This window comes from Nocardia sp. NPDC050717, assembly GCF_040654275.1.
In the GTDB taxonomy this organism is placed as follows: Bacteria; Actinomycetota; Actinomycetes; order Mycobacteriales; family Mycobacteriaceae; genus Nocardia.
The window spans coordinates 1-12,168 of record NZ_JBFAHR010000034.1 but is presented as its reverse complement, the minus strand read 5'-3'; the positions used below and the strand labels follow the sequence as shown (position 1 = coordinate 12,168).

13 protein-coding genes are annotated in these 12,168 nt (G+C 70.9%); 6 read left to right on the top strand and 7 right to left on the bottom strand.

Annotated elements, in window-relative coordinates; genetic code table 11:
• Positions 1 to 139: 139 nt before the first annotated feature.
• The 6 genes from AB0H56_RS31835 to clpS all read right to left on the bottom strand — a co-directional run bounded on the left by AB0H56_RS31835 (position 140) and on the right by clpS (position 4,012).
• A complete protein-coding gene (locus AB0H56_RS31835) occupies positions 140 to 1,102 on the bottom strand; it encodes a cysteine synthase (protein ID WP_357170508.1) in 963 nt (320 codons plus the stop codon).
• A gap of 1 nt (position 1,103) precedes the next feature.
• Positions 1,104 to 1,382: a MoaD/ThiS family protein gene (locus tag AB0H56_RS31830; RefSeq protein WP_357170505.1), complete on the bottom strand. Its 279-nt coding sequence runs from the start codon at positions 1,380 to 1,382 to the stop codon at positions 1,104 to 1,106.
• Between the two features lie 35 nt (positions 1,383 to 1,417).
• Positions 1,418 to 1,837, bottom strand: a complete 420-nt coding sequence (locus AB0H56_RS31825; RefSeq protein ID WP_280348760.1) for a M67 family metallopeptidase — start codon at positions 1,835 to 1,837, stop codon at positions 1,418 to 1,420.
• A gap of 101 nt (positions 1,838 to 1,938) precedes the next feature.
• Complete coding sequence (locus AB0H56_RS31820) at positions 1,939 to 2,997, bottom strand: P1 family peptidase (protein ID WP_357170502.1); 1,059 nt, start codon at positions 2,995 to 2,997, stop codon at positions 1,939 to 1,941.
• Between the two features lie 79 nt (positions 2,998 to 3,076).
• The gene (locus tag AB0H56_RS31815) at positions 3,077 to 3,646 is read right to left on the bottom strand and encodes a DUF2017 domain-containing protein (protein WP_110041582.1); all 570 of its coding nucleotides are present in this window, start codon (positions 3,644 to 3,646) and stop codon (positions 3,077 to 3,079) included.
• Positions 3,647 to 3,661: 15 nt separating this feature from the next.
• Positions 3,662 to 4,012 carry an ATP-dependent Clp protease adapter ClpS gene (gene clpS, locus AB0H56_RS31810; RefSeq protein ID WP_280348755.1) on the bottom strand — a complete coding sequence of 117 codons (351 nt, stop codon included), beginning with the start codon at positions 4,010 to 4,012 and terminating at the stop codon, positions 3,662 to 3,664.
• Between the two features lie 61 nt (positions 4,013 to 4,073).
• On the opposite strand from clpS, the gene AB0H56_RS31805 reads away from it, so the two are divergent.
• From AB0H56_RS31805 to AB0H56_RS31780, 6 genes are all read left to right on the top strand, one after another.
• Positions 4,074 to 5,384 (top strand): nicotinate phosphoribosyltransferase, encoded by a 1,311-nt coding sequence (locus AB0H56_RS31805; RefSeq protein ID WP_357170497.1) that lies wholly within the window; start codon positions 4,074 to 4,076, stop codon positions 5,382 to 5,384.
• Positions 5,385 to 5,654: 270 nt separating this feature from the next.
• Positions 5,655 to 6,221: an isochorismatase family protein gene (locus AB0H56_RS31800; protein WP_357170494.1), complete on the top strand. Its 567-nt coding sequence runs from the start codon at positions 5,655 to 5,657 to the stop codon at positions 6,219 to 6,221.
• A gap of 22 nt (positions 6,222 to 6,243) precedes the next feature.
• Complete coding sequence (locus tag AB0H56_RS31795; RefSeq protein WP_357170490.1) at positions 6,244 to 6,780, top strand: hypothetical protein; 537 nt, start codon at positions 6,244 to 6,246, stop codon at positions 6,778 to 6,780.
• 40 nt (positions 6,781 to 6,820) lie between these two features.
• Positions 6,821 to 8,863, top strand: a complete 2,043-nt coding sequence (locus AB0H56_RS31790; RefSeq protein WP_357170487.1) for an ATP-dependent DNA helicase — start codon at positions 6,821 to 6,823, stop codon at positions 8,861 to 8,863.
• A gap of 79 nt (positions 8,864 to 8,942) precedes the next feature.
• Complete coding sequence (locus AB0H56_RS31785; protein WP_232997013.1) at positions 8,943 to 9,647, top strand: methyltransferase domain-containing protein; 705 nt, start codon at positions 8,943 to 8,945, stop codon at positions 9,645 to 9,647.
• Between the two features lie 185 nt (positions 9,648 to 9,832).
• A complete protein-coding gene (locus AB0H56_RS31780) occupies positions 9,833 to 11,167 on the top strand; it encodes a glycosyltransferase 87 family protein (protein WP_357170484.1) in 1,335 nt (444 codons plus the stop codon).
• A gap of 3 nt (positions 11,168 to 11,170) precedes the next feature.
• On the opposite strand, the gene AB0H56_RS31775 is transcribed toward AB0H56_RS31780, so the two are convergent.
• On the bottom strand, positions 11,171 to 11,983 hold the full coding sequence (locus AB0H56_RS31775) for a hypothetical protein (RefSeq protein ID WP_357170481.1): 813 nt from the start codon (positions 11,981 to 11,983) through the stop codon (positions 11,171 to 11,173).
• Positions 11,984 to 12,168: the final 185 nt, after the last annotated feature.

Here is a 12,168-nt window from a genome sequence, read left to right as displayed (position 1 = left end):
GGGGTCGCCAAGTGGGCGGCGCTGCATCCCCTCACCGACTGGATCGGCGCGCACGTGTTCGACGTTCGGGTCGACTACGTGGTCACCGGCAGCGGGACACCAAGGGGCCGCGACTCGAGCGCGCCAGCGCTCCAACAACTCAAGCCCAGAGCTGCCCGTCGAGTTTCTCCTCGGCTTCGTCGAGGGTGCCGTCGTAGGCGCCGGTGGACAGGTACTTCCAGCCGCCGTCGGCGACGACGAAGGCGATGTCGGCGCGCTTGCCCGCCTTCTGCGCCTTCTTCGCCACGCCGAGCGCGGCGTGCAGGATGGCGCCGGTGGAGATCCCGGCGAAGATGCCCTCCTCGCCGACGAGTTCCCTGGTGCGCTTGACCGCGTCGTACGGGCCGACGGAGAACCGTGTGGTGAGCACGGTCTCGTCGTAGAGCTCGGGGATGAAGCCCTCGTCGATGTTGCGCAGTCCGTAGACGAGTTCGCCGTAGCGCGGTTCGGCGGCGACGATCTCGATGCCCGGCACCTGCTCGCGCAGGAACCGGCCGGTGCCCATCAGGGTGCCGGTGGTGCCGAGGCCAGCGACGAAGTGGGTGATCTCGGGCAGGTCGGCGAGCAGTTCGGGGCCGGTCGTCTCGTAGTGCGCAAGCGCGTTGGCCGGGTTGCCGTACTGGTACAGCATCACCCAGTCCGGGTTCTGCCCGGCGATCTCCTTGGCCATCGCGACGGCCTGGTTCGAGCCGCCCGCCGCGGGCGAATCGATGATCTCGGCACCGAACATGGTGAGCAGCTGACGCCGCTCCACCGAGGTGTTCTCCGGCATCACGCACACGATCCGGTAGCCCTTGAGCTTGGCCGCCATGGCCAGCGAGATCCCGGTGTTGCCGCTGGTCGGCTCCAGAATGGTGCAGCCGGGCGTGAGCCGCCCGTCGGCCTCGGCCTGCTCGATCATCCGCAGCGCGGGGCGGTCCTTGATCGAGCCGGTGGGGTTGCGGTCCTCGAGCTTGGCCCACAGCCGGACGTGATCGTCACCGTCCCACTGCGGGGACAGGGTGCGCAGCCCGACCAGCGGCGTGTTGCCGAGGGTCGCGATCAGCGATTCGTAGCGGGCCACGTCAGAACGCGCCGCCGGCCACGGCCGGGAGGATGGTGACCGACGCGTCGGCGGGCACCTCGGCGTCGAGACCGCCGGCGAAGCGCACGTCCTCGTCGTCGACGTAGATGTTGACGTAGCGATTCAGCTTGCCGTCCTTGAGCAGCCGCTCGGCCAGGCCGGGGTGGTTGGCGTCGAGGTTCTCGATGAGCGCCGAGAGGGTCTGGCCCTCACCCTGGACGCGCTTCTCGCCTCCGGTGAGACCTCGCATGATGGTCGGAATGGACACGGTTACCGGCATGGGGACTCCTCGGGTGTGACTCGGTTCGGTGGGGTTCAGGCGTCGTAGGACTCGACGACCCGGACGGGTTCTTCGGTGACCTCGCCGTCGACGATGCGGTAGCTGCGCAGTTCGTGCTGTTCCGGGTCGCGGGTGGAGATCAGCACGTAGTGCGCGAACGGCTCGGAGGCGTAGGAGATGTCGGTGCGGCTCGGGTAGGCCTCGGTGGCGGTGTGCGAGTGGTAGATGACGACGGGGGTCTCGTCGGCGTCGTCCATCGCGCGCCAGACTTTGAGCTGTTCGCCGGAGTCGAAGCGGTAGAACGTGGGCGAGCGTTCGGCATTGAGCATGGCGACGAAGCGTTCCGGCCGGTCGCTGCCCTCGGGGCCCGCGATGATCCCGCAGGCCTCGTCGGGGTGATCGGCGCGCGCGTGCGCCACCATCGCGTCCACGAGATCGGCCCTGATCACCAGCACTTCTCGACCCTTTCCACAACCGTCCAGCGTGCTGTCGAGCACCACCTCGACAACGACTCACCCTATTCGGGTATTCCTCGCGCCGCGCACACCGGTCCCCATCAGCGCGGGAACAGATCACGGTAGGCGGGGATGCCCGCGATCGAGGTCGCGCTGAGCACCGCGTCGACGACCGCGCGCTCCACCGCCACCGCGGCGGCCGTGCACAGGTCGTCGAGCAGCAGCAGATCGCCGGGGAAGGCGCCGGGCAGCGGGACGGGCGCGACCTCGATCGCGCCGGTCGACAACGCGAACAAAGTGTCGCCGTCGAGCGGGGAGTGCACGGGCCGGATCGCCCGGGCCAGCCCGTCGTGCGCGGTGGCGGCGAGGCGGCGGCACGAGATCGGGTCGAGCGCGGCATCGGTGGCGATCACGCCGATCGTGGTGTTGAGCACGACGCTCTTCACCGGCAGCGCGTTGAGCGCGGCGATCTCGGCGTCGGTGCCGGGGCGCAGACCGAAGAATTCGGGGCCGTCGGTGCCCGTGCCCCACGGCAGGCCGGTGCGCGGATCGACCACGGATCCGACCGGATTGGCGACGATCACCGCGCCGACGGTGACCCCTTCGCCCGGACCTTCGGTGAGAACCACACTCGCCGAACCGATTCCGCCCTTGAGCGCACCGGCCCGCGCACCGACCCCCGCGCCCGCCGTGCCCCGCGCGAACTCGGTCGAGGCGGCCTCGGCGGCGCGGAAGCCGAATTCGGCGTCGGGGCGGATGTCCCACGCGCCCACCGGCAGATCGAAGATCACCGCGGCGGGCACGATCGGCACCACCCGGCCGGGGTCGGTGGGGTCCATCGGGATGCCCTCGCCGTGCTCCTCCGCCCACCGCATCACGCCGTCGGCGGCGGCAAGGCCGTAGGCGCTGCCGCCGGTGAGCAGCACCGCGTTCAGCTGACGCACCGTGTTGGCCGGATCGAGCAGGTCGGTTTCCCTGGTGCCTGGCCCGCCGCCGCGCACGTCCACCGAGGCGGTCGCGCCGCCGGGGACCCGGATCACGGTGCAGCCCGTCGCGGCGCCGGTGCCGAGGGTGACCTCGTCGTCGAGCACCTGATGATGGCCGACCAGCACGCCCGCCACATCGGTGATCGCGTTTCGGGGGCCGGGGACGCTGCGCATCCCTCGACCCTACTTCGGGATGCGCGGCGAGGCGGACGGCGCGAACGCGCGGTCGATCACCGGCGCGCGGCCAGGGAGATCAGGGGGCGAGCGCCTGGAGCAGGGAGTCCTGCATCCAGGTCAGCCAGTGGTAGACGTCCAGATGCGGCGCCCGCGGATCGCTCGGGTCGAAGTGGTCGGGCGTGTCGTCATCGATGTCGAGCAGGGTGCCCAGCGCGAGGCGGACATCGGTGAGCGCGGCCAGCCACGCGTCGGCCTGCTCCGGCGTGAGCACGATCTTGCCGCCCGCCTCGGGACAGCTGTCCAGGACCACCCGCCCCGCGGCCAGCTTCGCGTCGATGATCTCGGGCTCGTGCAGGCTGCGCAGGGCGGCGTTGAGGTCGGCGCGCTTGGCGTCGGGCGAGCCCGGCTCGGCGCGGTGGAAATCGGGCAGCAGGCGCAGCAGTTGCGGGTCGTCGGGCGGGGTGGAGTTGCCGGTGCGCAGGCCGGTGAGGGCGGCGAGTTCGTCCTCGGGGGTCTCGGCGGCGCGATCGCTGAGCAGGCCGGAGACGGCGCCGATCAGGGAGCGGAGAACCGTGGCCTCGTGCTCGTCCATCTCGGACCGCAGTTTGAGGCCACTCAGTGAGTTCTTCCTGCTCCACTTCCGCACAGGGTTACACGGTACTCAGTCGTCGCGCTGCATGGTCGCCCAGAGCCCCGCGGCGTGTAGCCGCCGCACATCCTGTTCCATCTTGTCGCGGGAGCCGGAGGACACGACCGCCTTGCCTTCGTTGTGCACCTGCAGCATCAGCTCGGTCGCCTTGGCTTTGCTGTAGCCGAAGAGCTTCTGGAAGATGTAGGTGACGTAGTGCATGAGGTTCACCGGGTCGTCCCAGACGACGGTGACCCACGGTCGGTCCTCGGCCTCGAGGATCTCGGTGTTCTCGACGGCCTCCGGAGTCGCCTGCGCCGCGGACAGTGCGGCGTTCACGGCGTCGGTGGCGGCGCCGGCTCGAACGGGATTGCACACGGCCATAAACCCCAGGGTACGACGCGGCCCCACAGAAACAACACCCGGCGTGACTACAGTTTCGGGTGTGCAGATCCGTGACGAGGCCAGCACCGCGCTGCTGACCGACCAGTACGAGCTGACCATGCTGGCCGCCGCGCTGGCCGACGGGTCGGCCCATCGCGCGTGCACCTTCGAGGTGTTCGCCCGGCGCTTGCCCAACGGCCGCCGCTACGGCGTGGTCGCGGGCACCGGCCGGGTGCTGGAGGCACTGACCCGATTCCGCTTCGGCGAGCCCGAGCTCGCGATCGCGGCGACGTTCCTCGACCCGGCCACCGTCGACTGGCTGCGGGCCTACCGCTTCACCGGCGACATCGACGGCTACGCCGAGGGCGAGCTGTACTTCCCCGGCTCGCCGATCCTGACCGTGCGCGGCAGCTTCGCCGAATGTGTGCTGCTCGAGACGCTGATCCTGTCGATCCTCAATCACGACAGCGCCATCGCCTCGGCGGCGGCGCGGATGGTGAGCGCGGCGGCGGGCAGACGGATGATCGAGATGGGCTCGCGCCGCACCCACGAGCTGGCCGCGCCGTCGAGTTCGCGCGCCGCCTATCTGGCCGGCTTCGACGCGACCTCCAATCTGGAAGCCGTGCGCAGCTTCGGCGTCCCGGGCGCGGGGACCAGCGCGCACGCGTTCACCCTGCTGCACAGCGGCGCCGACGGTGAGCACGAGGCGGCCGCCTTCCGCAGCCAGGTCGAGGCGCTCGGCGTCGGCACCACGCTGCTGGTCGACACCTTCGACATCACCAGGGGCGTCGCCACCGCGATCGAGGTCGCCGGCACCGAGCTCGGCGGCGTGCGGATCGACTCGGGCGATCTGGGCGTGCTGGCCAGGCAGGTCCGCGATCAGCTCGACGGGCTCGGCGCCACCGGCACCCGCATCGTGGTCTCCGGCGACCTCGACGAATACGCGATCGCGGCCCTGCGCGCCGAGCCGGTCGACGTCTACGGCGTCGGCACCTCGCTGGTGACCGGGTCCGGCGCGCCGACCGCGGGGATGGTCTACAAGCTGGTCGAGGTGGAGGGCGTTCCGGTCGCCAAGCGCAGCAGCCACAAGCAGTCGCGCGGCGGCACCAAGAAGGCGGTGCGCCTGGCGCGCGCGACCGGCACCATCGTCGAGGAGATCGTCTATCCGGTGTCGGGAGAAGCGCCGTCCACCAACGGTTTTCAAGTCAGGGAATTGCAGGTTCCGCTCGTCCGCGCCGGCGCGGTGGTGGAGGGCGTCGCCACGCTGGCGCAGAGCCGTGAGCTCGTCGCGCGCGGATTGGTCAGCCTGCCCTGGGAGGGGTTGAAGTTGTCGGCGGGTGAGCCCGCGGTGCCGACGACGTTCCTCGGATGAACTCGCCCGTCGGCTCCCGGCCGGGCGAGTGGGCTCGCGAAGCCGGCTCGGCCGAACCTGGCGAGCGGGTGCGCCCGCTGCATCGGCCCGGCCGCACTCCAGTGAGCGAGAGGGGCGCGAAGTCCGCTCGGCCGGACCACGCGGTCGCTGCGCCCCGGATGGGCCGGACCGGTGGCCGGCACACGGCTGGCCGCGTCGGCTCGGGCAGCGGACAATGGTGACGTCAGCGAAGCGGCGCTGCGACGCGACCGGCGGAAAGTGGAGGATGGCATGGCACGCGGCCTGGTGATCGTGGATGTGCAGAACGACTTCTGCGAGGGCGGCTCGCTCGCGGTGACCGGCGGCGCGGCGGTGGCCGCGGCGATCAGCGAGTTCGTCGCCGGGCAGAACTACGACGCGGTCGTCGCGACCAGGGACTATCACGTCGATCCCGGCCCCCATTTCTCCGCCGAACCCGACTATGTCGACACCTGGCCGCCGCACTGCCGCGTCGGCACGCCCGGCGCCGACTTCCACCCGGCCCTGGACACGGGCCTGGTGGAGGAGGTGTTCTCCAAGGGCGAGTACTCCGCGGCCTACTCCGGTTTCGAGGGTTCCGCCGCCGACGGCACCTCGCTGGCCGAGTGGCTGCGGGCCAGGGGGATCGACACCGTCGACGTCGTCGGCATCGCCACCGACCACTGCGTGCGCGCCACCGCGCTGGACGCCCGCACCGCGGGCTTCGACACCAGGGTGCTGCTCGACCTCACCGCCGGTGTCGCGCCGGACACCGTCGCCGCCGCGCTCACGACGCTGCGCGATGCCGGGGTCGAGCTGTCCGGGACATTGCCCGCCTGAGCGGCGCGGATACCCTGCACGCATGGACTACCGATTCCCGGCGCCGACGCGCGACCGGCTGACGACCGCGCTGGCCGGGGTCGACAGCATCCACGACGCCGCCGACATCGTGTTCTGGTCCAACCCCGGCACCGAGGAGCTGCGGCGGCGCGGCATCGGCGCCTTCGCCGAACTGCCGCCCGCCTTCGCCCACCTGCTGGCCCTGTCGAGCCTGCACAGCACCGTCCTCGAGTCCGGCTTCAGCGGCTACCTGCGCACCCGGCGCAGCGAACTCCCCTGGGCGACACGGGGTCTGCGCGCGGCCGGCATGCCGCAACTGGCCGCGGCCGCCGTCCTCACCGCCCGCGACTTCTCCCCCAGCTCCCCCGACGACGACCTCGACCGCTTCTTCGACGACGAACACCAGACCCTCGCCGCCCCCGGCCGCATCCGCCGCTCCGACGGCGCCCGCGCCGACGACCCCGACGAGATCTACGACATCAACGAGCCGGACGACTTCGAACAGCGCATCCTCGACTACATCCGCACCAACCTCGACGACTTCGTCCGCGAGCACTGAGGCGGACGGACTTGTCGTGGGAGGCGGATAAGCTGCCTGCGTGCCCGAACTTCCTCCCGTCGCCGAACTGCTCGCCACCGCCGTGCACGCGCTGGGCGGGAAGGAGCGCACCGGGCAGACCACCATGGCCACCGCCGTCGATCACGCGATCGACACCAAGGAGCACCTGGCCGTGCAGGCCGGGACCGGCACCGGTAAGTCGCTGGCCTATCTGGTGCCGAGCCTGCGGCACGCGGTGCGGACGGGGCGCACGGTGGTCGTCTCCACGGCGACGATCGCGCTGCAGCGTCAGCTCGTCGACCGCGATCTACCGCGGCTGGCCGAGGCGCTGAGCAAGCCGCTCGGCCGCACGCCGCAGTTCGCGATCCTCAAGGGCCGCAACAACTATCTGTGCCTGAACAAGATCAACAGTGTCATCCCGGAAGACACGGGCGAGGCCGAACTGTTCGACGCGTTCGCCATCTCCAAGCTGGGCCGCGAGGTCCAGCGCCTCAACGAGTGGGCCTCCGACACCGAGACCGGTGACCGCGACGAGATCGCCCCCGGCGTGAGCGACCGGGCCTGGCGCCAGGTGAGCGTGTCCTCGCGCGAATGCCTCGGCAAGACCCGCTGCCAGTTCGGCCAGGACTGCTTCGCCGAGAAGGCCCGCACGGAATCGGCGCAGGCCGACGTGGTCGTCACCAATCACGCCCTGCTCGCCATCGACGCGATCAGCGGCATCCAGGTCCTGCCCGAACACGATGTCGTGGTGATCGACGAGGCGCACGAACTGGTCGACCGGGTCACCGGTGTCGCGACCGCCGAACTGGCCGCGACCGCGATCAGCGCCGCCGCCCGCCGCTGCACCAAGCTGATCGACGAACGCGAGGTCGACCGGCTCGAAGGCGCCGCGGAGGCTTTCCACGAGGCGCTCGAGGACATGCCGCCCGGCCGCTGGGACCAGCTGCCCGACGGCATCGCCCCCGTGCTCGCCCTGGTCCGCGACGCCGCGTGGAACGCGCGCACCGCGATCGCCCCGCAGGGCAGCGTCAAAGCCACCGACGATCCGGACAACGCGGCGGCGCGCACCATGGCGGTGGCCGCGATCGACGAGGTGCACGACGCCGCGGTGCGCGCCCTCACCGCGTTCGAGGAGGCCGATCCGGCCGCGCGCCGCGATGTCATCTGGCTCTCGGCCGACGAGATCCGCGGCGTCGCGCGGCGCACCCTGCGGATGGCGCCGCTGTCGGTGGGTGGGCTGCTGCGCAGCAGGCTGTTCGGCACCGCGACGGTGGTGCTCACCTCGGCGACGCTGCAGATCGGCGGCTCCTTCGACGGCCTCGCCATCACCTGGGGGCTGCCGTCGCAGTCCGCGGGCAAGGTCGACCCCGCACTGGCCAACGGCGCCACCGCGCCGGCCGACATGGAGTCGGTGCGCTGGAGTTCCCTCGATGTCGGGTCCCCGTTCGATCACGCCAAGTCCGGCATCCTCTATGTCGCCAAGCATCTGCCCCCGCCGGGTCGCGACGGCCTCTCGCCCGCCTATCTCGACGAGATCGAGCAGCTGATCACCTCGGCAGGCGGACGCACACTGGGGCTGTTCTCCTCGATGCGCGCCGCCAAGGCGGCCACCGAGGCGCTGCGCCAGCGGCTCGACACCCCGGTGCTCTGCCAGGGCGACGACTCGATGGGCGCGCTCGTCCGCAAGTTCGCCGACGACCCGGAGACCTCGCTGTTCGGCACGCTCACCCTGTGGCAGGGCGTCGATGTGCCAGGCCCGTCGCTGAGTCTGGTGATCCTGGACCGCATTCCGTTCCCGCGCCCCGACGATCCGCTGCTCACGGCGCGCCAGCGGGCGGTGGAATCGCGCGGCGGCAACGGCTTCATGACGGTGGCGGCCAATCACGCGGCGCTGCTGCTCGCACAGGGCACCGGCAGGCTGCTGCGCAGCGTGGACGACCGCGGTGTGGTCGCCATCCTGGACTCGCGCCTGGCGACCGCCCGCTACGGCGGATACCTGCGCGCCTCGCTGCCGCCGTACTGGGAGACCACCGATCCCGAGGTCGTGTCGAAGGCGCTGCGCAGGCTCACCGCCTCGGCATAGCGTGTCGAGTCGTGCAATCCGCATGACCACAACGGTGAATTCGCTACCGGGCGAAAGCATCTCATGAGAACGTTGGCAGATGAAGCACCACGCCGATGGCGAGGTACTCGGCGAATTTCTGGTCAGCGCAAGATCTTTGGCCGAGTACCGCGCGATGTTTCACCTGTCCGACGACGATCTCACCGGTCGCCGAATCCTCGATTGTCCCGGCGGCGCGGCGAGTTTCACCGCGGAAGCCAGCGCGCTCGGCGCCGCGGTCACCGCGGTCGACCCCATCTACGCGCGCCCCACCACCGATCTGGCCGAAGACGCCGTCACCGAGAACGACCGGGCCGTGGCGTGGGCCGCCGCCAACGCGCACCGTTACCGCTGGGACTGGTACGGCTCCCCCGACGGGCACGCCGCCATCCGCCGCGGCGCGGCGCGGCGCTTCGCGGCCGACGTGCGCACCGAGCCGCACCGCTACATCGCGGCGAGCCTGCCGGAGCTACCGTTCCCGGACAAGTCCTTCGACCTGTCGCTGAGCTCGCACCTGCTGTTCAGCTACGCCGACCGCCTCGACGCCGAATTCCACCTGGCGGCACTGCACGAACTGTCGCGGGTCACCGCCGGGGAGGCCCGCCTGTATCCCCTGCTCGACTACACCGGCGCGCCGCTGGACGACCTGGTCGGCCACCTGCGCACCGAACTGCACGACAAGGGCATCCCCACCGCGTTGCGCAAGGTGCGCTACGAGTTCCATCACGGCGCCGACACCATGCTGGTCCTGCAACCCGCCGCGTAGCGTCTGCCGCGCCCACGGCGGCCGCCGGGTCAGGCGAGACCATGGACATCGCCTGACCTGGCCCGCCCCGGCGCGAGCTGATAGGGAACACCTACCAATGGTGGGCCGCGACGCGAACCCCGCGAGGGTGCGCGGTAGCTTCTTAGTCGTGCATACGATGCGAGCCGAGCGGTAGCACGGCTGTGGTGGAGAAAACGCGACGCGCGGTGCTGCCGCACAAGATCTCGACGCTCCTCCTGCTACTCGGCACCGCCGTCGCCGGCGTGACGCTGTTGTTCGTCACCATGGACCCGCATATGATCAGCGGTGGCATCCTGGCCGGCGGTCTCGATGTCCACATCTACCGCGACGGCGGCTGGCGGGTGCTGCACGATCGGGCGCTCTACATCGAGCCGACCCATCTCGGACTGCTCTACACCTACACCCCGTTCTCGGCGCTGGTGTTCCTGCCACTGCTGCTGATCCCGTGGGGCGCGGTCACCAACACCTGGATGGGGCTCAACCTGCTCGTCCTGTTCGGCGTCGTCCTGCAGAGCTGGCGGATGCTCGGCTACCGGGTGACCTCGCGCCTGGTGCTCGTCAGCGTGTTGATCACGCTGGCCTGCACCTTCGCCGAGCCCGTGCGCACCACGCTGTACTACGGCCAGATCAATCTGTGGCTGATGCTGCTGGTGCTGTGGGACTTCTCCCGCCCCGAAGGCAGCAGGCTGCGCGGGCTCGGGGTCGGCATCTCGGCGGGCATCAAGCTGACGCCGCTGTACTTCGTGGCCCAGTACCTCGCGCAGCGGCAGTGGCGCGCCGCGGCCACCGCGGCGCTCACCTTCGTGGCGACCATCGGCCTGACCGCGCTGGTCCTGCCCCGCGACTCCTACCAGTACTGGACCTCGACGTTCTTCCAGTCCAGCCGCATCGCCCCCGACGCCCACCCGTCGAACCAATCGCTGCGCGGCGCGATCGCGCACCTCGTGCACGGGCCCGCGCCGCTGTGGCTGTGGCTGCTGATCGCGGTCCCGGTGGCGCTGGTCGCGCTGTGGCTCGCGGCCGCGCTGGCCCGGCGCGGTGAACCGCTGCTGTCGGTGACGCTGGGCGGGCTCACCGCCTGCGCCGTCTCCCCGTATTCCTGGGGCCATCACTGGGTCTGGTTCGTGCCGCTGATGGTGTATCTGATCCATCGCGCGCAGGGCCGTGGCCGCTGGTGGTTCGCCGCCGCGGCGCTGTACGTCGCCATCGCGGCCTGGACCTACACCTACACGCCCACCTGGGTGAGCGTCGGCACGTTCCTGCTGCCGCCGTGGTGGCCGGGCATCCAGCTGCTGATGAACGTCTACGTGATCATCTATCTGCTGGTCCTGGTCGGGGTCGTCCGGCTGCTCCGGACCGAGCCGCCTGCGCCGATCGAACCGATCGAACCGATCATCCTCGATGTTCCTGCCGCCGAACAGGTTTCGCACACCATCCGGCCGCCGAAGGTCGTCGGCGGGGCGCACCCCGACGACGACCGCCCGGCGATGGTCGACTGAGCCCTAGCCGCAGGCCCAGTCGAACACGCCCGATTCCAGGTCGAGCTGGGCGTTGCCGCCGCCGAAGTTCAGGCCCGAGACCTCCTCGATCTCCAGGTAGAACGGGGTCAGGCCCTCGGGCAGGGCCTGGACGGGGAAGGCCGTGCCGCCCAGATGGGAGCGGCCGAACAGCGGTTCGGCCCACGGGGTCCAGCCGGAATCCTCGGTGAGCGGGTCCTGGTACCGCGTATCGGGTTCGTACTCGACCGGCGGGATGCCGACATTGGGATCGGCGACGCGCTCGGCCAGCCAGACGCCGACGGTGGGGTGCATGTCGTCCCAGGCATTACAGCCCTCGTCGCTCGCGACCGGGGAGCCGGGCGCGCGCACGTCGGCGGGCGGGGCGACCGGACCGCCCGCGAACTCCTCCTCGGTGAGCCAGATCAGCGCGAACACCCCGCCGATCTCGTCGTGCAGGAGCTGCAGCTGGGAGTGCAGGCGGGTGGCCACCAGATCGCGCGCGACCGGATCGTCGGAGTTCGCGTCGGGCACCACCGGATCGTTGGCGTCGGCGAACTGCCCCTCGCCCTGGAAGAAGGCGATGGCGGGAAATCCCGGGCCACGCCGCTGGAAGTCGGCGGGCAGCCGCAGGGTGAGCGCGTGCATCATCGGCAGCCCGGTGACCGGTCCGCGCGGCCAGGTGGCCGGATCGATCGCGGGGCCCTCGCTCCCGATCCAGCCCGCGCGCACCGGCGCGTCGAGGGTCATCGGCTCCCCGCCGGGCGTCTCCGCCAGCTTGTCCGCCGAATCTCCGAAACCCAGGTCGTAAGCCTTCATCGCAGCTCTCCTCTTCGACGCGCGGACGATGCGGTGGCGCCGCGTTCGACCGGCGCCGACGCCGAGGGTAATCGCCGCCGACGACAGATGCGGGGCCTGCGCCCAACCGCGAGCATCGGTCCGGTGACGAAAAAGCGGCGCGGGGGCCCGGGCCGGGGACCGCGCCCCCCCCGCCCGGGTTGGCC